At 66.2% G+C, this 21456-nt stretch carries 16 protein-coding genes and 1 other RNA gene; 10 read left to right on the forward strand and 7 right to left on the reverse strand.

Going from position 1 to position 21456, the window contains the following annotated elements; genetic code table 11:
- Window positions 1–7: 7 nt before the first annotated feature.
- Together LN047_RS07215 and wecB are read right to left on the reverse strand one after the other, a co-directional pair.
- Complete coding sequence (locus LN047_RS07215; protein WP_373981422.1) at window positions 8–2221, reverse strand: cellulose biosynthesis cyclic di-GMP-binding regulatory protein BcsB; 2214 nt, start codon at window positions 2219–2221, stop codon at window positions 8–10.
- Window positions 2222–2256: 35 nt separating this feature from the next.
- Window positions 2257–3414: a non-hydrolyzing UDP-N-acetylglucosamine 2-epimerase gene (gene wecB, locus LN047_RS07220; protein WP_373981423.1), complete on the reverse strand. Its 1158-nt coding sequence runs from the start codon at window positions 3412–3414 to the stop codon at window positions 2257–2259.
- A gap of 349 nt (window positions 3415–3763) precedes the next feature.
- Here wecB and LN047_RS07225 point away from each other — a divergent pair, with 349 nt between their 5' ends.
- From LN047_RS07225 to LN047_RS07240, 4 genes are all read left to right on the forward strand, one after another.
- Window positions 3764–4351: a sigma-70 family RNA polymerase sigma factor gene (locus LN047_RS07225; RefSeq protein ID WP_373981424.1), complete on the forward strand. Its 588-nt coding sequence runs from the start codon at window positions 3764–3766 to the stop codon at window positions 4349–4351.
- Window positions 4352–4379: 28 nt separating this feature from the next.
- Window positions 4380–5390, forward strand: coding sequence for a FecR domain-containing protein (locus LN047_RS07230; protein ID WP_373981425.1), 1011 nt, complete (start codon window positions 4380–4382; stop codon window positions 5388–5390).
- 306 nt (window positions 5391–5696) lie between these two features.
- Window positions 5697–8159 (forward strand): TonB-dependent siderophore receptor, encoded by a 2463-nt coding sequence (locus tag LN047_RS07235; protein WP_373981426.1) that lies wholly within the window; start codon window positions 5697–5699, stop codon window positions 8157–8159.
- A gap of 126 nt (window positions 8160–8285) precedes the next feature.
- Window positions 8286–8543: a hypothetical protein gene (locus LN047_RS07240; RefSeq protein ID WP_373981427.1), complete on the forward strand. Its 258-nt coding sequence runs from the start codon at window positions 8286–8288 to the stop codon at window positions 8541–8543.
- 102 nt (window positions 8544–8645) lie between these two features.
- Here LN047_RS07240 and ssrA read toward each other — a convergent pair.
- The 5 genes from ssrA to ompA form a co-directional block, all read right to left on the reverse strand.
- Window positions 8646–9034: a transfer-messenger RNA gene (ssrA, locus tag LN047_RS07245) on the reverse strand.
- Window positions 9035–9126: 92 nt separating this feature from the next.
- Window positions 9127–10305 carry an MFS transporter gene (locus LN047_RS07250; RefSeq protein WP_373981428.1) on the reverse strand — a complete coding sequence of 393 codons (1179 nt, stop codon included), beginning with the start codon at window positions 10303–10305 and terminating at the stop codon, window positions 9127–9129.
- A 378-nt stretch (window positions 10306–10683) separates the two neighbouring features.
- Complete coding sequence (locus LN047_RS07255; RefSeq protein WP_062838600.1) at window positions 10684–11358, reverse strand: HAD-IA family hydrolase; 675 nt, start codon at window positions 11356–11358, stop codon at window positions 10684–10686.
- Window positions 11355–12083, reverse strand: a complete 729-nt coding sequence (ubiG, locus tag LN047_RS07260) for a bifunctional 2-polyprenyl-6-hydroxyphenol methylase/3-demethylubiquinol 3-O-methyltransferase UbiG (RefSeq protein WP_373981429.1) — start codon at window positions 12081–12083, stop codon at window positions 11355–11357. Before ubiG ends, LN047_RS07255 begins: the two co-directional genes overlap by 4 nt.
- 150 nt (window positions 12084–12233) lie before the next feature.
- A complete protein-coding gene (gene ompA, locus LN047_RS07265) occupies window positions 12234–12815 on the reverse strand; it encodes an outer membrane protein OmpA (RefSeq protein ID WP_056322232.1) in 582 nt (193 codons plus the stop codon).
- A 412-nt stretch (window positions 12816–13227) separates the two neighbouring features.
- Here ompA and gyrA point away from each other — a divergent pair, with 412 nt between their 5' ends.
- The 6 genes from gyrA to aroA are packed head-to-tail and all read left to right on the forward strand — an operon-like array spanning window position 13228 to window position 21454.
- On the forward strand, window positions 13228–15888 hold the full coding sequence (gyrA, locus tag LN047_RS07270; protein WP_373981430.1) for a DNA gyrase subunit A: 2661 nt from the start codon (window positions 13228–13230) through the stop codon (window positions 15886–15888).
- Entirely contained in the window at window positions 15888–17018 is a 1131-nt protein-coding gene (gene serC, locus LN047_RS07275; RefSeq protein ID WP_312541039.1) for a 3-phosphoserine/phosphohydroxythreonine transaminase, read from the forward strand. The genes gyrA and serC overlap by 1 nt, the downstream gene beginning before the upstream one ends.
- Window positions 17011–18096, forward strand: a complete 1086-nt coding sequence (gene pheA / locus LN047_RS07280) for a prephenate dehydratase (RefSeq protein ID WP_056322239.1) — start codon at window positions 17011–17013, stop codon at window positions 18094–18096. The genes serC and pheA overlap by 8 nt, the downstream gene beginning before the upstream one ends.
- A 10-nt stretch (window positions 18097–18106) precedes the next feature.
- Window positions 18107–19228: a histidinol-phosphate transaminase gene (gene hisC / locus LN047_RS07285; RefSeq protein ID WP_062838604.1), complete on the forward strand. Its 1122-nt coding sequence runs from the start codon at window positions 18107–18109 to the stop codon at window positions 19226–19228.
- Window positions 19225–20127, forward strand: coding sequence for a prephenate dehydrogenase (locus LN047_RS07290; RefSeq protein WP_373981431.1), 903 nt, complete (start codon window positions 19225–19227; stop codon window positions 20125–20127). Before hisC ends, LN047_RS07290 begins: the two co-directional genes overlap by 4 nt.
- A 4-nt stretch (window positions 20128–20131) precedes the next feature.
- Window positions 20132–21454 carry a 3-phosphoshikimate 1-carboxyvinyltransferase gene (gene aroA / locus LN047_RS07295; protein ID WP_338618609.1) on the forward strand — a complete coding sequence of 441 codons (1323 nt, stop codon included), beginning with the start codon at window positions 20132–20134 and terminating at the stop codon, window positions 21452–21454.
- Window positions 21455–21456 lie beyond the last annotated feature (2 nt).

Raw genomic sequence — 21456 nt, forward strand, 5'->3', positions numbered from 1 at the left:
CCGGGCCTTACTTCGAATCCTTGCTCTTCCTGCGGCTGACGCGCATCGCGAAGATCAGGATCAGAAGCAGCATCAACAGGCTGATGCTGATGGCCGGCACGCTCCACGAGATATACCGCCGCCATTCGAAGAAGGCGCTTTCACCCGCTCCGGGCGGATGGCTCGCGTCCGGATTGTCGCTGTCGATCCATGCCAGCGGACCCGCCGCGCCGATGATCGCGATGTTGCCGCGATTGAGCACGAAGGGCGCGTCCGTCATGCCGGGCTGCTCGCCCAGCGTGTGCCACAGCACGCCGTCCTGGCCCCCGGCGCTGACGACTTCCGCGGTGCTCAGTTTTGCCAGGCCGGAAATGTCCAGCCACGTCGTGTCCTTGCCCGCCACCTGCAGCTGCTTGCGGTCGGTGACTTTGACGGCAGGCTTGGCGCCTTCCACCGGCAGCTCCATCGCCAGGAAGGCGCGCGCCGGTTTGACTGCCTGGCCGGCGGGCGACACCGCCAGCTCGGCGCGCGTGGCCGATACGCCGCTGGCCGCGGCGATGCCGATCACCCGCTTGATGTTGGCGGGCGCGTCGGCCAGATAGCTGTCGGGAATCAGCACCTGCGGCGATCCTGCCATCTGCGGCAACAGGCCCACGAAGGTGCCGTCCGGCTGCGACTTGCCGGGCTTCACAAAGCTGGTCGGCAGCACGTTCACGGGATAGCCCTGCGGAATCTCGTTGCAGTCCACCGACACGGACTGACGCTGAAACGTCACGCGGACCGCATTGGTCACGCCCAGCGCATAGCCCGGCACGCGCGCCGTCAGCCGCTCCGGCCGCCCATCGGCCTCCAGTTGCCTGGCGCCCAGCAGGATGCCATTCCAGAACACCGAGGCCACGGGGCGCGTGGACGACGCGCCAGGCGCTGCCGCCACGTCCATGACAAGTTCATCCGGCGCGCGGCCATCGCTTGTCACGGCAGCCAGCGGAAACGAGGTGTTCCAATCCCCGCGCGCCACCACGTCAAAGCTGGCGGACGAGCCGCCCAGCGCCGACAGGCGCACGCCGCCATCCGGAAGGGACTGCGGCGGGACGGCCGTTTGCACCTGCACCTGGCGGCTGGCCAGGATGCGGCGCCACGCGGTGTCGAAGACCCCTGCGCCTTGCGCGCCCGCATCGGCCGCAATGGCAATGACCGCCTGCCGGCCCAGGGACATCAGCCGGATCTCCTTGGACGGCAGGCCGGCGCCCGCCAGCGGCATGCGCTGCTGGCGCCACGCCTTGAAGGCGTCCGCGGCATCGGGGTCCGAGGCCAGTTGGGCCTGCAAGGCGTCCAGCGCCTCGCTGTATTTTTGCGTCAGCGCCGCGTCGGCAATCACGACATCGCCGGCCACGGCCGGCGCGCCCATCACCAGCAGGGCGCCGATTTCCGCCGGGTTGGCGAGCTTGTGGGTCTCCTTGCCCGTCACCGCGGCAAACGCCGGCACTTGCGCCAGGCCGGCAGGCGCTTGCAAGCCCCGCGTGTCCACGTCCTCGCCCACCGCCGGAAAGGCCCTGACCGCCACGCGCTTGCCGCTGCGCTCCATCGCCACACCCATGCGCCAGGCGCTGTCAAAAGCCTGCTGGTCCAGCTTTTGGCCGGCGACCATCAGCACGGGTTTGCCGGGCAACGAGCCCCATGCATCATCCAGGCTGTTGATCGCGGATGCGTCATAGCGATAGGTCAGCCGCGTCTGCGGCGAGATGGTCAGGGCGTTGCCCGTGGCACGGTTGCTTTCACAATGGCGCAGCGCGATGTCGGACTGCCAGTCCACGCCCACGCGCAGAAATCCGGACTCGCGCGTGCGCCGCTCGACGGCCAGCGTCCGGCTGGCCGACCCGTCGCCATCGGCGATGCGCTGCGCGGCTTGCGGCACGCCGTCCAGCCACAGCACCATGCTGGTCCGGCCCGGCTCACCCTTGGTGTAGTGCGCGTCGAAATCCAGCCGGGCGTCCGTGACCGGCACGCCGCGCGGCACCGGCATATAGAACTCCTGCCGCGCATCGCTGTTGGACAGGACCACGGGCTCGTTGATGCCCAGGTCCTCCAGCGTGGTGCTGCGCGTGACCATGTCGTCGCTCTGCAGCCGGCGCAACGCGTCGCCGGCCGGACTGGCCATCGCGGCCAGCGGCGCCAGCAGCCCCGCCGCGATCAAGGCGCGGCACAACGTACGGACATCGGTGGCTTGTGAGGAGAGGGGCATGAAGACTCCGGGCAGGAAGGGCATCGCGGCAAGCATCAGAAGGAGGAGGGGGCGGTAGCGTGGGGAGCGAATTCGGAGACGGCGCGGCCGCAAAGCGCATCGACGATGCGCTGGCTGGCCTTGCCGTCGCCATAAGGATTGATCCGCCGCGAGAAGGCGCCGTGCAGCGCGGGGTCATCCAGCAGGCGGTTGACCTCGGTGACGATGCGCCGCGTGTCGGTGCCCACCAGCGCCACGGTGCCGGCCTGCACCGCTTCGGGGCGCTCGGTCACGTCGCGCATCACCAGCACCGGCTTGCCCAGGTAAGGCGCTTCTTCCTGCACGCCGCCCGAGTCGGTCAGGATCAGGTGAGAGCGCTGCATGAACCAGACAAAATCCAGGTAATCCAGCGGGTCGATCAGGTGGACATTGGCAAGCCCGGAGAGTTCAGCCAACACCACGCCGCGTACCTGCGGATTCAGGTGCACCGGGTACACGATCTGCAGATCGTCTCGTTGCGCCAGTTCGGCCAGCGCCGCGCAGATGTTGCGGAACCCCTCGCCAAAACTCTCGCGCCGGTGGCCGGTCACCAGCAGCAGCCGGCGGTTCGGGTCCAGCCATGCATACCGCGTCTGCAGCATGCGGGTGAGCGCACTGCCGGCGGTCAGCTTGGCGCATGTCATCGCCAGCGCGTCGATCACCGTATTGCCGGTCACCGTAATGCTGCCCGCCAGGTTTTCGCGCAACAGGTTGCCGCGCGATTGCGCAGTCGGCGCGAACAGCAGGTCGCCGATTGCATCGACCACGCGCCGGTTCATTTCCTCTGGGAAGGGCATCGCCAGATTGCCCGTGCGCAGCCCGGCCTCCACATGACCGATGCGCACGCGCCGGTGAAAGGAGGCCAGCGCGCAAGCCGATGCCGTGCTCGTGTCGCCATGCACCAGCACACAATCCGGCTTTTCCGCCTCCAGCACCCCGTCCACCCGGCTGATCAGGCGGGCGTACAAGCCGTTCAACGTCTGGTTGGGCACCATGATGTCCAGGTCGTGCTGCGCCTTCAACTCAAACAGCGACAGCACCTGATCCAGCATCTCGCGGTGCTGGCCGGTGACGCACACCACGCTTTGAATCCGCGGCTCGTGTTGCAACGCGGTAACCAGCGGAGCCATCTTGATGGCTTCGGGACGCGTGCCGAATATCGACAGCACTTTCATAGCGAGAATCGGCCTCCCCACGCCCGCGGCATTTTCTTGCGTTCATTTTGTCTTGAAAGCATTCGTAATATGTGTCGAACTATGTCATCAGTCCGGCGGCATTGTCTGGGTGGGCGATCCCCGTTGCACGATCACGCCGCAGGCGCGGCAGACACTTCATCCAAAATTTGGGGTCGAAACCTGGGCGGTCCTTTCTGCCGGCAAGATAAAGCATGAAACAATAAAATTTCGTTATGAACGCCCGCGTCCACGGCGCCGTTTCAAGCGGACGGAGAGGTTGCGTTGCAAAAGGGGGCGGTTGCAAGGATAATCACGATTAATTCTTATTTAGATTTCCGGGCGTCCCAGGATGGTTCGAGGTTCTTCTACCGCCGTGGCCAGCGACACGCCGTCTTCCCAGATCGAATCCCTTTACTCCCACCATCACGGATGGCTGCATGGGTGGCTGCGCCGCCGCCTGGGCGATTCGTGCGATGCGGCGGACCTGGCGCACGACGCCTTCGTGCGGCTAATCCAGAAACCCCGCCGCTTCGATAGCGCGCCCGAAGCCCGCGCCTATCTGCGCGCCATGGCCAACGGCATGTGCGTCGACCTGTGGCGCCGCCGCCAGATCGAGCAGATGTGGCTGCAAGAACTGGCCGCGCGGCCCGAAGCCCTGGCGCCATCGGCCGAACATCAGGTCATCGTGATCCAGGCGCTGCTGGAAATCGACGGCATGCTGCGCAGCATGCCGGTCAAAGCCGCCAATGCGTTCGTCATGGCGGTCGCCTGCGAAATGTCGGATAAGGAAGTGGCGCTGGAGCTGGGCGTGTCCACCCGCATGGTGCGCAAGTACGTCGCCCAGGCGATGCTGCACTGCCTGATGCTGGAAGCGCGGTCCGTGGTGGCCGATGCGCTGGCGCATCCGGCGGCGTCCGTGGGAACCGGTCCGGCATGAGGCACACGGAATCAGCAAGAGGACCGGCATGAACGGCTTGCTGCCGCCGGCCGAACCCTCGCGTCAGGCGCTGGAGCAGGCCGCAGAATGGTTTGCGTTGCTGCGCTCCGGCGAGGCCACGGCCGACGAGCGCCGGGGCTGGCAGACCTGGCTCGATCGCGCGCAGGAAAACCGGACCGCGTGGCGCTACGTCGAGCGCATCAGCAGCCATTTCCAGCCCGTCCAGACCAGTCCCAGCCGGGACTCGGCCGCCAAGGGCTTCTGTGCCGCCAATAGCCGCATGGCGCGGCGCCGCCAGATGCTGCTGGGTCTGGCTGCGCTGGCCGGCACGGGCTTGTCCGGGCTGGCGGCCTGGCGTCTCACGCCTTTGCCAGGTGCGGTGCTGGCCTGGACGGCGGATTACCGCAGCCCGACCGGCGAGGTCCGCCGCATTGAGCTGGCCGACGGATCGGTGGTCTGGCTAAGCACCGGCAGCGCGTTCGACGAGGATTACAGCTCAGGCCTGCGCCGTCTGCGCCTGTTGACCGGTGAAATCTTGATACAGACCGCCGCTGACCCGGCGCGTCCATTTGTCGTCGATACACCACAGGGGCGCGTCCGTGCCCTTGGCACCCGCTTCACGGTCCGGCTGGAAGGTGACGAGACCCTGGTCGCCGTCTACAAGGGCGCCGTCCAAGCCCGCACTGCCGCTACCGGCAGCACCCGCGTCGTCCATACAGGCGAGCAGACGCGTTTCACGGATGCAATGGTCGCCGCCACGCAATCGGCCGATCCCGCTCGCGAAGCCTGGGCGCGCGGCATTCTGGTGACCAACGACACGCCGCTTTCCGACGTCGCCAGCGAATTGCAGCGCTATCGCGGCGGCGTAATACGCGTCGCGCCTGAGATCGCGCATCTGCCAGTCATCGGCAGCTATCCCGCCACCGACCCCGATCGGGCGCTGACCATGCTGGAAGCGGTTCTCCCGATCCGCGTCCAGCGCACCTTGCCGTGGTGGATCAGCATTCAGCCAAGAAGCGGCCCGCCCACCGGCCGCTGACGTGAACCCCGCGCTGCCAAGGCGCACCTTCGCACCCGTGGCGGCCAACGTTTGGCTCAACCCTGCGGCCGCCATTGCAGCGGCTCCCGCCCCCGCATTGCAAAAAACTTCTCCCGCCCGGTTCCGCTTTTGAGGTTCTCGTTCGATTCCCCTAATGAGAGCGAATTCAATCGCTCGGCTCGTCGATAAACCTCATCGGAACCTAAGTTCGTCATGCCCCGTCATTCAGTCCCCGCCGCCGTTTGGCCGCCCCTGTCGCTTCCCCGCCTTGCAGGCGGCTTTCGCCTGACCCGCCCGGCGTGCCTCGTGCAACTGGCGATTGCGGGCGGCGTGGCGGTCCTGGCCGGGTGGGCGCCCGACGCCGCCGCGCAGACCGCGATCGTTCAACCGCCTGCGCCGGCCTCCGCGCTCGCGTCGCGGCACTATGACATTCCCGCCGGCCCGCTGGGCACGGTGCTCGCGCGCTTCGCCAGTGAATCGGGCGTGCTGGTTGCCGGCGCCGGCGAGCTCGCGCAAGGCCGCCACAGCCCCGGCGTGTCGGGCGACCTGACCCCTCAGGCTGCTCTGAACGCCTTGCTGGCCGGCACCGGTCTGGCGGCTTCACCCGCGCAAGGCGGCAGCTATGTGCTGCAGCGCGCGGCGCCGGGCAGCGGCGTGGCGACGCTGGCGCCCGTCACGGTGCAGGCCGACGGCGTCGGCGCGACGGAGGGATCGCACAGTTACGCCATGACCGGACCCCTGTCCTTTGCCACGGGCCTGCCGCTCACGCAGCGCGAGACGCCGCAAACCATCAGCGTCATGACGCGCCAACGCATCGAGGACGAGGGCGTCGACAGCATCGAGGCGCTGCTGGATCGCACGGCCGGCATCTCGGTGCAAAACATCGGCACCGGCCGGTTCTCGATCCTCTCGCGAGGCTACAACATCGACAACTACCAGTTCGATGGCGTCCTGACCGCCACCGACATCGTGTCGCAGAACATCCCGCAGAGCCAGACAGACCTGGCGATCTATGACCGGGTCGAAGTCCTGCGCGGTGCAACCGGCCTGCTGACCGGCGCAGGCGATCCTTCGGGCACCGTCAACCTCATCCGCAAGAAGCCCACGCGTGAATTCCAGGGCTACGTCAGCGCGGGCGCCGGCACCTGGGGCCGCGGCCGCGGCGAGCTGGACGTGGGCGGCCCCATCAACGAGGCCGGTACGTTGCGCGGCCGCTTCGTTGCCGCGCACGAGCAAGGCAACACCCATATCGACTACTACAAGGAAAACAAGACGGTCTTCTACGGCGTGATGGAGGCCGACCTGACGCCCGACACGCAGCTCACGGCGGGGGTCGACTACCAGAACAACGATCCGCGCGGACAGTCGTCGTCCGGCCTCCCGCTCTTTTACAGCGATGGCCAGCAGACCGATTTCAAGGCATCCGACAATGCGGGTGCACGCTGGAACACCGACGAACTCAAGGTCTACAACGCCTTTCTGAATCTCGAGCACAAGTTCGCCAATGACTGGAAGCTCAAGTTCTCGGGCAACTACCTGCACGGCAAACGCGAGTTCTCGTCGGCCGACGCCAGTTGGGGTTTCGTCGAGCGCAACACGGGCGATGGCGTGCTGTTCTATGGCGGCCTGGGCAGCGCCCGCCAGCGCCAGACCGGCTTCGACGTGCAGGCAGCCGGACCATTCGAGTTGTGGGGGCGGCAGCACGAGTTCGTCGTGGGGATGAATTGGGCGCAGTTCAAGAACTATCACCAGCCAGCCGATGACGACATCGAAGGCCGTGCCGTCAACATCTACGACTGGGGCAACGACACGCCGAAGCCGAACGTGTCTGGCCAGAAGCTCATGGACTACGACGGCTGGCAGAAGCAGCAGGGCGTCTACTCCGCGCTGCGCCTGAGGCCCGCGGATGATCTGGCCGTCATCGTGGGGGCGCGTGTCAGCAACTACCGCTACAAGCTCTCGCAGATCTATACGTCGCCCGAGTGGGCGCGCAACAACAAGATCACCGAGATGAGCGAAAGCGGCGTCGTTACGCCTTACGCCGGCGTTGTCTATGACCTGAACGACCAGCATTCCGTCTACGCCAGCTACACCAGCATCTTCAAGCCACAAAGCGCCCGCGACCGCGACGGTAACGTGCTGGACCCGCGCACCGGCGACAACTACGAGATCGGCTTGAAGAGCGACTACTTCGGCGGCCGCTTGACCAGCGCCATCGCGCTCTACCAGATCCGCCAGGACAACCTGGCCGAAGTGGACGAGGGCCAGTTTGTGCCCGGCACGGTGCGAGAGCCGGCCTATCGCGCCGTCAGCGGCGCCAAGACGTCTGGCCTGGATGTCGAGCTCAACGGCGAACTGGCCCCCGGTTGGCAGGCGGCGTTGAGCTACAGCTACAGCATCACCCAGGACGGCGCGGGCGAAACCATCCGCACCATCTTCCCGCGCCACATGGCCAAACTGTGGACCACCTACCGCCTGCCCGGCGCATGGCATCGCCTGACCGTGGGCGGCGGCGTCAACTGGCAAAGCCGCATCTACTACAGCGCCACCACCTGGTCCCTGCCCGGCGTGACCCTCAAGGGCGAGCAGCCGGCCTACGCCGTCGCCAACCTGATGGCGCGCTACGACTTCAACCGCCAGGTCTCGGCCACGCTGAACCTGAACAACGTGTTCGACAAGAAATACCTGCAGGGTCTGGACTCCACGTTCTACACCGGCATCTACGCGCCCACGCGCCACGCCATGCTGACAGTGAAGTACCAGTTCTGACGCGGGGCGCCGACTCGGCCGCCGGATGGGGGCGGGCTGACGCGGGCAGCCCAATGCGAGTAAGGTACGGGGAAGGCCTTATTGCCCGGCACACCGGCCTGTGCCGCCAGCAGGAACCCGCACACCATGAAGACACATCACGCAGCGCTGCGGCTGCTCCTTGCCGGAGCAGCCCTCGCAGCCCTCGCATCCCTCGCAGCCTGCGCCGACACGCCGCAGCAACCGCGCAGCAACGTGGACTACCGCAGCCGGCCGTTGGATTCCCCGGCAGGGGCAGAATCCAACCCGTCCGGTCAGCGCCTGACCATCCAGTCCGGCGAGGGCGAACGCTTGAATCTGCCGTGGTTCATCGAGGGCGCGCAAGACTGGATCAACCGGCAGTGACGCCGCAATGCCGGCGGGCCCGCCAGGCTCAGACGAAAAAAATCCTCAAGGATCTGCATCCTTGAGGATTTTTGGTTTCAGCTGACGTTGCTGAACGGAATTTGGTGGAGCCGGGGGGAATTGAACCCCCGTCCGCAAGCCCTCCGCAACCAGTTCTACATGCGTAGTCGATTTATTTGGTTTTAACTTTGGACTTAGCCAACCGACAGGCCGGACCAAAGCGATTCACGTAATTTAAATCTGAGCCGTGTGACCCCAGCGCAGACCGATTCCTTGTGAATGTCGCTGCTGCGGTTCGAGGGTTACCCCCCTAGGAAGTTGCCTTCCTCCGCCTGACCCAAGGACAGATCAGTGCAGCGGCTCACCGCTTAAGCGGCGAGAGCGAAACGCTCGTCGTTGGCGTTTGTAGTGTTCCAGTGGTTTAACGAGCGTACTGGTGCTCGGCATGCCCTGAGTTGTTTCGCGACCCACGTCGAATCCGGATCGGCCCCAAGAACTTCCTATTGTACTGTCAAACGCAATAGCCTGCCATCGCGCAATTGCCCGCAGGAATTGGCGTGGCGGCCAGGACACGGGCGCCGGCTCAGACGGCGTTGGCGCACGCCGCCTTGGACTGCCGCCGGCCGCGCGCCGCCGCCATCATCAGCGCGGCCAGGCCCACGGAAACCGCCACGATGATGGCGGCCGCGCCGCCCAGCGCCGCCAGGCCGTAGTGGTCGATCACGTGCCCGCCCACCACGGCGCCCAGGCCGATGCCGATGTTGGCGCCCGAGATGTTCAGCGATGCGGCAAAGGCGGGCGCTTCGGGGGCGGACTTCATCAGCCGCACGTGGCAGACGATGAACAGCGCGGCCTGGGCGATGCCCCAGATTCCCAGCGCCACGGCCAGCAGGCCATGCGACTGCATGGCGGGTGCAACGAACGTCAGGCCCACGGCCATCAGCGCCGAAAAAAGGGCCGTGGCGCCCAGCGGGCTGCGGTCCACGAGGCGCCCGCCCAGCGTGTTGCCGGCCAGTCCGATCGCGCCGAACGCCATCATCGTCCAGCCGACGGTCTCTCCGTCAAAACCGCCCAGGCGCTCGAGCATGTCGGCCAGGTAGGTGTAGGCGGTGAACATCCCCGTGAACACCAGCAGCGACAGCAACACGTGACTGACCACCATGGGATCGCGCAGGATGCGCAACTGCGTGACCAGGCGCACGCTGTCGGCCCGGACGCGCGTGCTGGGAAAGGTCAGGAGCAGCAGCAGGGCCTTGGCGAATGCCACCGCGGACAGCACCCAGAATGCGGCGCGCCACCCGAAGGCGTCCGAGATCAGCACGCCGATGGGAATGCCGAACACCGTGGCGGCCACGATGCCGAAGGCCACCGTCGAGATGGCGCGTCCGGCGCGTGCCGGTCCCACCAGTTCCACGGCGGTGGCGCTGGCCAGCGACCAGAACACCGGCAGCGCCAGCGCCGGCACGAAGCGGGCGATCGCCATGATCCAGATGTTGGGCGCCACGGCCGCCAGCGCATTGGACAGCCCAAACAGCACCAGCACGCCGATGAACAGGCGCTTGCGCTCCATGTTGGCCATGAGGGCGGTGAGCAGGGGGCCGGTCGCCGCGACGGTGAAGGCGAACAGCGTCACCAGCAGGCCGGCCTGGGAAACGGTCACGTTCAGGTCGCGGGCAAGGCCGGGCAAGAGGCCCACGATCAGGAACTCGGTGGTCAGGATGGTGAAGCCGGCGGCGGAAAGAAGCAGGATGGGCAAAAGCATAGGCATTCCTTGGGCGCGAGGCCGGAAGGCGCCGCGCGTGCAGGGAGTTGAAGGCAAGGTCTAAAAGGTCTGGCGTGCGCCACGCCAGGCGGGCGGGGCACGGTGCGACGGGACGCTGAGGGCCGTCAGCACGGGGAAATCGCTGCGGCCTGCTTGGGCCGCGACGCCGGCATGCGCCGGTAGCGAAGCGATCCGAAAAAGCCGGAGCGCGGTGTACGGTTCACACTTTAGGGGAGATTGCGGGGCGGATAAAGCCCCGGCGTCCGGATAGATTGTTCGGTCAGTTGCGCTAATAAAACCGAACAGTGGCGGGCACCAGGCAGGTGCGGGCGCCGCCCCGGCGGGACGGGCAGCCGCCGGGCCGCCCGTGCGCGACGGTCAGCGCAGGTCGCGCGGCAGCAAGGGCTCGATGGCCGCCCACAATTCCGTGGGCGAATTGGCGCAGGTTTCCGCCTGCCAGGCGATGACGTTGTCTTCTTCGCCCACGTAGCCATAGGCAGCCGCCACGGCGGGCATGCCGGCCGCGTGGGCAGCCTGAATGTCACGCAAGTCGTCGCCGACGTAGACGCAGCGGTCGATCTCAAAGCCCGCTTCGCGCGCGGCGTGCTGCAGGGGCAGGGGGTGGGGCTTGGCGTGTGCGGTGGTGTCGCCGCAAACCAGCACGGCGCTGTCGCGCGTCAGGTCCAGGAATTCGACGATCGGCAAGGTCAGGTAGGTGACCTTATTGGTGACGATGCCCCACGACATGCCCCGATTGCGGATATCGGCCAGCAGTTCCTCGATGCCCGGGAACAGCTTGCTGTGCACCGTCGAGCTGGCGGCGTAGTCTTCCAGGAACTGCAAGCGGGTGGGCTCGTAGTCCGGATGACCCGGTTGCAGGTCCAGCGCCACGCGCAGCAGGCCTCGCGCGCCCTGGGATGCCACGGGGCGCAGCGCCTCGTATGCCATTGGCTCCAGGCCGCGGCGGGTGCGCTGACGGTTCGCGGCGGCTGCCAGGTCGGGGGCGGTGTCGGCCAGGGTGCCGTCGAAATCGAACAGGATCAGGGCGCTCATTTACGGGTAGCCATCAGGTAGTTGACCGAGGTGTCGGACGACAGCGAGTAGATCTGGGTGATCGGGTTGTATTCCATGCCGCGCATGCTCACCGGCTCCAGCGCGGCGCCGCGCGCCGCGGCCGACAGTTCGCTCGGCTTGATGAACTGGTCGTAGGTATGCGTGCCGCGCGGCAGAAGGCGCAGCACATATTCCGCGCCGATGATGGCGAACACGAAGGACTTGGTGTTGCGGTTCAGGGTCGAAAAGAACACCCAACCGCCCGGTTTCACCAGGGTCGAGCACGCGCGCACGATCGAGGCGGGATCCGGCACGTGTTCCAGCATTTCCATGCAGGTCACCACGTCGTACTGGCCGGGTTGCTCGGCGGCCAGTTCCTCGACGGGCACCTTGCGGTACTCAACCTTCACGCCCGATTCCAGACCGTGCAGGCGCGCGATCTTCAGGGACTTTTCGGCCAGGTCGATGCCGGTCACCTCGGCGCCGCTGCGGGCCATGGCTTCCGACAGGATGCCGCCGCCGCAGCCCACGTCCAGCACCTTGCGGCCCGCCAGGCTGCCCGCGCATTCCTGGATCCACTCCAGGCGCAGCGGATTGATGGCGTGCAGCGGCTTGAACTCGCTTTCGGGATCCCACCAGCGGCTGGCCAGGGCGCTGAACTTGTCGATTTCGGCCTGGTCGGCGTTGACGGAGGCTTGCGCGGTGTCGTGAGTTTGCGTGTTCATGGGCGGTCCGGCGTAAGGCGGCTCTATATATAGAGGGGTTCCCCCCGCGCTAGGCGAGGAGAGGGCTCGGCGCTGCACCCGTCGGGCGCGGCGCAGGCGAAAAAAAGGGCCTCGCTATGCGAGGCCCCTTTATTGTAGCTAGTCCAGCAATTACTTGCGGCTACCCACGATTTCGATCTCAACGCGACGGTTCTGGGCGCGGCCTTCCTTCGTCTTGTTGGAAGCGATCGGCTGCAGTTCGCCCTTGCCTTCCGTATAGATACGGTTGGGGTCGATGCCCAGGCTGACCAGGTAAGCCTTGACCGAAGCGGCGCGGCGCTCGGACAGCTTCTGGTTGTACTGTTCGGTACCGATCGAGTCGGTGTGGCCGACGGCGATGATCGTTTCCAGATCGATGGTGCTGGCTTGCTGAGCGACTTGCTGCAGCAGTTGGCGACCTTCGGGCTTCAGGGTCGACTTGTCGAAGTCGAAGAACGTGTCAGCATTGAACACGACCTTTGCCGCCATCGGGGCCGGCTTCGCCTTCTGCTGGGCAACCGGGACGCCGTCGCAACCGGGGATGCCGGTGGCCGGGGTCCAGAAGGCATCGCGCCAGCACAGTTCGTTCGTACCGTTCTTCCAAACGTTACCGAACGGGTTGCGCCAGTTGTCCACGGTTTGCGCGGAAGCTACACCAGAGGCCGTGACGGCGGCGAAGGCGAGCGCCAGAGCGAATTTGGAGGGTTTGTTCATGTTTCTCCTCGTTGAGCTTGAAGCTGGATAAGTGACTCGCAGCGAACCCCCGCCGCATATCAGGAAAACGGGGCCAGTATAGCAACGCCAAGAGCTGGTTCAAAGGAATAGCTACTGGGTTTCCTGCGTGCTGGAAACAATCTTAAGGCATTTGGGGGGCTTTGGCTTCCCTGGACAGGCGCATTAATGCTGGATATGACGTTTTCGGCACTCCTGCCGTTTCCCATGTTGGTTTTTGACAACAGGGCCGCGGGGCGCGGGTGGGCTTGGCCGGGCGGCGTTTCCAATCGATCCGTCGCGGTCCGCTTGCGGCGCCTTCCGACGGCCCATCCGACCGGTCCCTCAATCGAATGATAGAATTTCCTGTTTACCCGGCCCGGGTTCCTCCTTACACGATTCTGTCGTTATATATATGGATTCCTTTGCCAAGGAGACGCTTCCGGTATCGCTGGAAGAAGAGATGCGCCGCAGTTACCTCGATTACGCGATGAGCGTGATCGTCGGTCGGGCGCTACCGGATGTGCGGGACGGCTTGAAGCCCGTCCACCGGCGCGTGCTCTACGCGATGCACGAGCTGAACAACGACTGGAACCGCGCCTATAAGAAGTCCGCGCGTATCGTCGGGGACGTCATCGGTAAGTACCACCCCCACGGCGACCAGTCCGTCTACGACACCATCGTCCGCATGGCGCAGGATTTCTCCATGCGCTACATGCTGGTCGACGGCCAGGGCAACTTCGGTTCCATCGACGGCGACAACGCCGCCGCGATGCGTTACACCGAAATCCGCCTGGCCAAGATCGCGCACGAGCTCCTGGCCGACATCGACCAGGAAACCGTCGATTTCGGACCCAACTACGACGGTAGCGAACAGGAACCGCTGCTGCTGCCGTCGCGCCTGCCCAACCTGCTGGTCAACGGCAGCTCGGGCATCGCGGTGGGCATGGCCACCAATATTCCGCCGCACAACCTCCAGGAAGTGGTCGACGGCTGCCTGTATTGCCTGCGCAATCCGGCGTGCACGGTCGATGAGCTGATCGAGCTCATCCCGGCGCCGGACTTCCCCACGGGCGGCATCATCTACGGCATGTCCGGCGTGCGCGAAGGCTATCGCACGGGGCGCGGGCGCGTCATCATGCGCGCCAAGACGCACTTCGAAGACATGGAGAAGGGCAATCGCCAGGCGATCGTGATCGACGCGATTCCCTACCAGGTCAACAAGAAGACGCTGCAGGAACGCATTGCCGAGCTGGTCAACGACAAGAAGATCGAAGGCATCTCCGACATCCGCGACGAGTCGGACAAGGACGGCATGCGCCTTGTCATCGAGCTCAAGCGCGGTGAAGTGCCCGAGGTCGTGCTGAACAACCTCTACAAGAACACCCAGCTGCAGGACACCTTCGGGATGAACCTGGTGGCGCTGGTCGACGGCCAGCCCCGCCTGCTCAACCTGAAGCAGATGATCGATTACTTCCTGCAGCATCGCCGCGAAGTGGTCACGCGCCGCACGGTGTTCCAGTTGCGCAAGGCCCGCGAGCGCGGCCACGTGCTGGAAGGCCTAGCGGTGGCGCTGGCCAACATCGACGATTTCATCGCGATCATCAAGGCAGCGCCGACTCCGCCGGTCGCCCGCCAGGAACTGATGGCGAAGTCCTGGGATTCGTCGCTGGTGCGCGAAATGCTGGCGCGCGCCGACGGCGACACGCCGGGCGGGCGCGCGGCGTTCCGTCCGGACGACCTGGGCGCCGAGTTCGGTCTGCAGGGCGATGGGCTGTACCGCCTGAGCGACACCCAGGCCCAGGAAATCCTGAACATGCGCCTGCAACGCCTGACCGGGCTGGAGCAGGACAAGATCGTCGGCGAATACAAGGACATCATGTCCACCATCGCCGACCTGCTGGACATCCTGGCTCGTCCCGAGCGCATCACGACGATCATCAGCGAAGAACTGCAGGCCATCAAGGCCGAGTTCTCGACCGGCGCCAAGGATTCGCGCCGTTCGGAAATCGAACTGAACGCGACGGAACTGGATACCGAAGACCTGATCACGCCGACCGACATGGTCGTGACGCTGTCGCACGGCGGCTACATCAAGAGCCAGCCGTTGTCCGAATACCGTTCGCAAAAGCGCGGCGGACGCGGCAAGCAGGCCACGGCCATGAAGGAAAACGACTGGATCGACCAGCTCTTCATCGCCAATACGCACGACTTCCTGCTGTGCTTCTCGAACCGCGGCCGCGTCTACTGGCTGAAGGTCTGGGAAGTGCCGCAGGGCACGCGTAATTCGCGCGGCAAGCCGATCGTCAACATGTTCCCGCTGGCCGAAGGCGAGAAGATCACGGTGGTGCTGCCGGTCAAGGAATTCAGCGAAGACCACTTCGTCTTCATGGCGACCTCGCGCGGCACGGTCAAGAAGACCCCGTTGTCCGACTTCTCCAACCCGCGCAAGGCCGGCATCATCGCCGTCGACCTTGACGATGGCGACTACCTGATCGGCGCCGACCTCACGGACGGCAAGCATGACGTCATGCTGTTCTCGGATGCCGGCAAGGCCGTGCGCTTCGACGAGAACGACGTGCGTCCGATGGGCCGCAATGCCCGCGGCGTGCGCGGCATGATGCTCGAAGACACGCAGACCGTCATTGCGCTGCTGGTCGCCGGCGACGAAACGCAGACGGTGCTGACCGCCACCGAAAACGGCTACGGCAAGCGCACGCCGATCGCGGAGTACACGCGCCACGGCCGCGGCACGAAGGGCATGATCGCCATCCAGACCACCTCGCGTAACGGCAAGGTCGTGGGCGCGGTGCTGGTCACGCCCACGGATGAAATCATGCTCATCACCACTGGCGGCGTCCTGGTGCGCACCCGCGTCGCGGAAATCCGCGAAATGGGCCGCGCGACGCAGGGCGTCACGCTGATCAACGTCGACGACGGCAGCACGCTGTCCGGCGTGCGCCGTGTCGTGGAAAGCGATGCGGACGACGACGGCGAACTGGACGAAGACGGCCAGCAAGCCGGTGGCGACGAGAGCAGCGACGCAGCAGATTCGACGGAACCTACGGAGCAATAATGGCCCGCCCCTGGAACTTCTCGGCCGGCCCCTCGGTCCTGCCCGAGGTGGTGCTGCAGCAAGCCGCTGCAGAAATGTTGGACTGGCACGGCAGCGGCATGTCCGTGATGGAAATGAGCCATCGCGGCAAGCATTTCGTGCAGATCTGCGATGAAGCAGAGTCCGATCTGCGCGACCTGCTGGGCCTGCCGGCGGACTACGCCGTCATGTTCATGCAAGGCGGCGGTTCCGGGGAAAACGCTATCGTTCCCATGAATCTCATGGGACGCCGCGGCGCGCCGGCTGCGGACTTCGTCGTGACGGGCCATTGGTCCAAGCGCTCGTACAAGGAAGCCGGCCGCTACGGCAGCACGCATATCGCGGCCAGTTCCGACCACGCCACCCAGATCGACGGCCGCGAGCAGGCGCCCTTGACCTGGGTGCCGGCTGCCGACACCTGGCAGGTGCGCAAGGAGTCGGCCTACCTGCACCTGTGCAGCAACGAGACCATTGGCGGCGTCGAGTTCCTGAATTGGCCCGACACCGCCGACCTGGGCGCGCCCGACGTGCCGCTGGTCATCGACGCTTCCTCGCATTTCCTGTCGCGCCCGATGGACGTGACGCGCTGCGGCATGATGTATGCCGGCGCGCAGAAGAACGCTGGCCCGGCCGGCGTCACCATGGTCATCGCGCGCCGCGACCTGATCGGCCAGGCATTGCCGATCTGCCCGTCCGCGTTCGACTACGCCAACGTGGCCGCCGAACACTCGCGCTACAACACCCCGCCCACTTTCGCGATCTACATCGCGGGCCTGGTGTTCAAGTGGGTCAAGGCCAACGGCGGCGTGGCGGGCATGGAAGCGGCCAACAAGGCCAAGGCCGACCTGCTGTACGGTTATCTGGACAGCACCAGTTTCTACCGCAATCCCATTCACGCGCCCGTGCGTTCGCGCATGAACGTGCCGTTCGTGCTGCATGACGAGTCGCTCAACGACGCCTTCCTGAAGGGCGCCGAGGCAGCGGGCCTCACGCAGTTGAAGGGCCACAAGAGCGTGGGCGGCATGCGCGCCTCCATCTACAACGCGCTGCCGCTCGAAGGCGTGAAGGCGCTGGTCGAGTACCTGAAGGACTTCGAGCGCCGCCATGGATGAAGAGCTGCAGCGCAAGCTGCTTCCCCTGCGCAAGCGTATCGACGACCTCGATGCGCAAATCCTTGATCTCCTGTCGCAGCGCGCCCGCGCCGCGCTGGAAGTGGGCGAGGCCAAACATGCGGCGCACGCCGATGGCCCCGTGCTGCGGCCCGAGCGTGAGGCCGAAGTCATCCGCCGCCTGCAGCAGATCAATCCGGGTCCGTTTCCGAACGCCGGCGTGGCGTCGGTCTGGACCGAAATCATTTCCGCATGCCGCGGCCTTGAGCGCGGCATGACGGTCGCGTTCCTGGGCCCGCAGGGTTCGTTTTCGGAACAGGCCGCGCTGGAACACTTCGGCCATGCGGTGCAGAAGCTGCCTTGCGCCTCGTTCGACGAAGTCTTCCGGGCCGTCGAGGCCGGGCAGGCCGACGTGGGCATGGTGCCTGTCGAGAATTCGACCGAAGGCGCCGTCAACCGAAGCCTGGACCTGCTGCTGAACACCCCGCTCAAGATCCTGGGCGAGCGTTCGCTGGTGATTCGTCATTGCCTGATGTCGCAATCGGGCAGCATGGACGGCATCAAGACCATTTCCGCGCATCCGCAGGCGCTGGCCCAGTGCCAGGGCTGGCTGACGCGCAACTATCCCGATGTCGAGCGCGTGGCCGCGTCCAGCAACTCCGAAGCGGCGCGCGCTGCCGCCGGGGATCCGACCATCGCGGCGATTGCCGGCGATGTCGCGGCGCCTGCCTGGAACCTGCAGATCATTGCGGCCGGCATCCAGGACGACCCGCACAACCGCACCCGCTTTCTGGCGATCGGCAACATCGAGCCGCTCGTCAGCGGCAAGGACAAGACCAGCCTGATCCTGGCCGTGCCCAACCGCGCGGGCGCCGTCTATGAAATGCTGGCGCCCATGGCCGCCAACGGCGTGTCGATGACGCGCTTCGAGTCGCGCCCGGCGCGCACCGGCCAGTGGGAATACTATTTCTACGTCGACGTCCTGGGCCACCGGAACGACCCGAATGTCGAGCGCGCCCTGGCAGCCCTGCAGGCGCAGGTAGCCTACCTCAAAGTGCTGGGCTCGTACCCGGCGCAGTGAATCCCTGATCATGACCCACGCATCCAAGCCCCTCGTTGCCCCCGCGCACGTCAGTGCCATTGCCCCGTACCAGGCCGGCAAGCCGATTGAAGAACTGGCCCGCGAGTTCGGGCTGGATCCGGCCACCATCGTCAAGCTGGCTTCCAACGAAAACCCGCTGGGCATGCCCAAGTCGGCGCGCGCGGCCATGCTGGCCGCCGCCGAATCGCTGGCGCGCTATCCGGACCCCAACGGTTTCGACCTGAAGGCGGCGCTTGCCGAACGCTATGGCGTGCCGATGAACTGGATCACGCTGGGCAACGGTTCCAACGACATCCTGGAAATCGCCGCGCTCGCGCTGCTGGAACCGGGCACGTCGGCGGTGTACGCGCAGCACTCGTTTGCGGTCTACCGCCTGGCCACGCAGGCGCGCGGCGCGCGCCACATCGTGGTGCCCGCCGTCGACCACGGCCATGACCTGGATGCGATGTTCGAGGCGATCGCCGACGACACGCGGCTGGTGTTCATCGCCAACCCGAACAACCCGACCGGCACTTTCGTGCCGGGCGAGAAGGTCGCCGAATTCCTCGAACGCGTAGAGGCCGCCCACGGCGACCGCGTCACCGTTGTGCTGGACGAGGCCTACAACGAATACCTCGACCCCGAATTGCGCTTTGACAGCACTGCACTGGTGCGCCGCTATTCGAACCTGATCGTGTCGCGCACGTTCTCCAAGGCCTATGGCCTGGCGGGCCTGCGTGTCGGGTTCTCGGTCGCGCAGCCCGGCCTGACCGATCTGCTGAACCGCGTGCGCCAGCCGTTCAACGTCAACACGCTGGCCCAGGCCGCCGCCATCGCCGCGCTCGGCGATGCGGACTACCTGGAAGAAGCCTACGCCTCCAACAAGGCGGGCAAGGCCCAGCTCTGCGCCGCGTTCGACAAGCTCAACCTGCGTTATGTGCCCAGCTACGGCAACTTCGTGCTGGTCCACGTGGGCGACGCGCCGCGCATCAATCTTGAACTTCTCAAGCGTGGCGTCATCGTGCGTCCGGTGGCCGGCGACGGCCTGCCGGAGTGGCTGCGCGTGTCCATTGGACTGCCCCATGAAAACGCCCGGTTCATCGACGCCCTGACCGCCATCCTGACCGCATGAACGACGCGTTACCTTCTTCCGATCAGGGGGCCGCGGGCCCCCTGATTCCTGTGTTGGCAGTGGTTGGCGTCGGCTTGATCGGCGGTTCGTTCGCGGCGGCCTTGCGCCAAGCCGGGCAGGTCGGCAAGGTGCTGGGCGTGGGGCGCAACGCGCAGTCGCTGGAACGCGCCGTCGCGCTGGGCCTGATCGACGAGGCCGTGCCAGCGGAAACCGCGGCCGCCCAGGCGGATCTCATCATGCTGGCCACGCCGGTTGGCGGCCTGACCAACGTGCTGTCGCAGATGCGGCCGCACCTTGCCCCAAATACCATCCTGACCGATGGCGGCAGCACCAAAGCCGAGGTGGTCGACGCCGCGCGCGAGGCGCTGGGCGACCGCATTGGGCAGTTTGTCCCGGGCCATCCCATCGCGGGCGCCGAGCGTACCGGGCCGGAGGCGGCGGACGCCAGCCTGTATCGCGGTCGCACCGTCATCCTCACGCCCGTACCGGAAAACCAGGCAGCCGCCCTGACGCTGGTGCGCCGGGCCTGGCAGGCCTGCGGCGCGGACGTGATCGACATGGAGGCAGGCGCGCACGACCGTGTGCTCGCGTCGGTCAGCCATCTTCCGCATCTGCTTTCCGCGGTGTATATGGAACAGGTGGCCACGGCCGCCGACGCCCAGACCCGGCTTGACCTGGCGGGCAGCGGCTTTCGCGACTTCACCCGTATCGCCGCCGGATCGCCCGAGATGTGGCGCGACATCTTTCTGTCCAACCGCGACGCGATGCTGGCCGAACTGGCTGCGGTGCGCGGGGTGCTGGACCGTGCCGAGCGCGCTATTGCCGATGGCGACGGCGAGGCTTTGCTGACGTTGCTGGACACGGCGGCGCGTGCGCGCCGCGGCTGGCGCAAGGAGTAGTTCAATGGGCGCTTTGCCTTACCTCGATCTGCCGCGTGTGCGGCGCGCGCAGGGCATGATGGCCTTGCCGGGATCCAAGAGCATTTCCAACCGCGTGCTGCTGCTGTCGGCCATTGCCGAGGGCACGACCGTCATCACTGGCCTGCTGGACTCCGACGATACCCGCGTCATGCTGGCTGCGTTGCGCCAGCTGGGCGTGCAGGTGTCCGACCTGGACGCCGGCCGCGTGACGGTGCAGGGCGTGCGCCGCTTTCCGGTCGAAAGCGCCGACCTTTTCATGGGCAATGCCGGCACTGCGATTCGCCCGCTGACGGCGGCGTTGGCGCTGATGGGCGGCGACTACCGCCTGTCCGGCGTGCCGCGCATGCACGAACGCCCCATCGGCGACTTGGTCGACGCGCTGAACGCGCTGGGCGCGCGCATCGACTACCTGGGGCAGCCGGGCTATCCGCCGCTGCACATCGGCCGCGGCGACATCGCCGAGAACGCCGTGACGCGCGTGCAGGGTTCGGTGTCCAGCCAATTCCTGACCGCTTTGCTGCTGGCCGCGCCGCTGCAGGCGGCGCGCAGCGGCAAGCCGGTGACCATCGAGGTCGTCGGCGAGCTGATCTCCAAGCCCTATATCGAAATCACCCTGAACCTGATGGCGCGCTTTGGCGTGCTGGTGCAGCGGGACGGCTGGAGCCGCTTCGTGGTGGAGGCGGGCGCGGCTTACCGGAGTCCGGGCGAGATCGCCGTGGAAGGGGACGCATCGACGGCGTCGTATTTCCTGGCGCTGGGCGCCATCGGCGGCGGCCCCGTGCGGGTGACCGGCGTGGGCGCCGACAGCATCCAGGGCGACGTGGGATTCGCGAGCACCCTGGCCGACATGGGTGCCAAGGTCACCTACGGCCCGGGCTGGATCGAAGTCTCGGGTGTGCAGGTCGCTGACGGCGCGCGCCTGAAGGCTTTCGACACCGATTTCAACCTGATTCCCGACGCCGCCATGACGGCCGCTGCGCTGGCCCTGTATGCGGACGGCCCCTGCCGGCTGCGCAACATCGGCAGTTGGCGCGTCAAGGAGACGGACCGCATCCACGCCATGCAGACCGAGCTTGAAAAGCTGGGTGCACGGGTGGAATCCGGCCCCGACTGGCTGCAGGTGACGCCGCCGGCGCAGGACGCCTGGCGCGATGCGCACATCGGCACCTGGGACGACCATCGCATGGCCATGTGCTTCTCGCTTGCGGCGTTTGGCCCGGCGGCGGTCCGCATTCTCGACCCCGGTTGTGTCAGCAAGACGTTCCCGGGTTACTTTGACGTCTACGCCGGCCTGGTGTCGGCCTAGCG

This window comes from Achromobacter sp. JD417, assembly GCF_041879325.1.
Classification (GTDB): Bacteria; Pseudomonadota; Gammaproteobacteria; order Burkholderiales; family Burkholderiaceae_B; genus Achromobacter; species Achromobacter mucicolens.

Bases quoted from the DNA above. Each gene is read 5' to 3' on its own strand.
- LN047_RS07215 (WP_373981422.1), bottom strand. From the start codon at position 2,221: ATGCCCCTCTCCTCACAAGCCACCGATGTCCGTACGTTGTGCCGCGCC.
- wecB (WP_373981423.1), bottom strand. From the start codon at position 3,414: ATGAAAGTGCTGTCGATATTCGGCACGCGTCCCGAAGCCATCAAGATG.
- LN047_RS07225 (WP_373981424.1), top strand. From the start codon at position 3,764: ATGGTTCGAGGTTCTTCTACCGCCGTGGCCAGCGACACGCCGTCTTCC.
- LN047_RS07230 (WP_373981425.1), top strand. From the start codon at position 4,380: ATGAACGGCTTGCTGCCGCCGGCCGAACCCTCGCGTCAGGCGCTGGAG.
- LN047_RS07240 (WP_373981427.1), top strand. From the start codon at position 8,286: ATGAAGACACATCACGCAGCGCTGCGGCTGCTCCTTGCCGGAGCAGCC.
- LN047_RS07250 (WP_373981428.1), bottom strand. From the start codon at position 10,305: ATGCTTTTGCCCATCCTGCTTCTTTCCGCCGCCGGCTTCACCATCCTG.
- LN047_RS07255 (WP_062838600.1), bottom strand. From the start codon at position 11,358: ATGAGCGCCCTGATCCTGTTCGATTTCGACGGCACCCTGGCCGACACC.
- ubiG (WP_373981429.1), bottom strand. From the start codon at position 12,083: ATGAACACGCAAACTCACGACACCGCGCAAGCCTCCGTCAACGCCGAC.
- ompA (WP_056322232.1), bottom strand. From the start codon at position 12,815: ATGAACAAACCCTCCAAATTCGCTCTGGCGCTCGCCTTCGCCGCCGTC.
- gyrA (WP_373981430.1), top strand. From the start codon at position 13,228: ATGGATTCCTTTGCCAAGGAGACGCTTCCGGTATCGCTGGAAGAAGAG.
- serC (WP_312541039.1), top strand. From the start codon at position 15,888: ATGGCCCGCCCCTGGAACTTCTCGGCCGGCCCCTCGGTCCTGCCCGAG.
- pheA (WP_056322239.1), top strand. From the start codon at position 17,011: ATGGATGAAGAGCTGCAGCGCAAGCTGCTTCCCCTGCGCAAGCGTATC.
- hisC (WP_062838604.1), top strand. From the start codon at position 18,107: ATGACCCACGCATCCAAGCCCCTCGTTGCCCCCGCGCACGTCAGTGCC.
- LN047_RS07290 (WP_373981431.1), top strand. From the start codon at position 19,225: ATGAACGACGCGTTACCTTCTTCCGATCAGGGGGCCGCGGGCCCCCTG.
- aroA (WP_338618609.1), top strand. From the start codon at position 20,132: ATGGGCGCTTTGCCTTACCTCGATCTGCCGCGTGTGCGGCGCGCGCAG.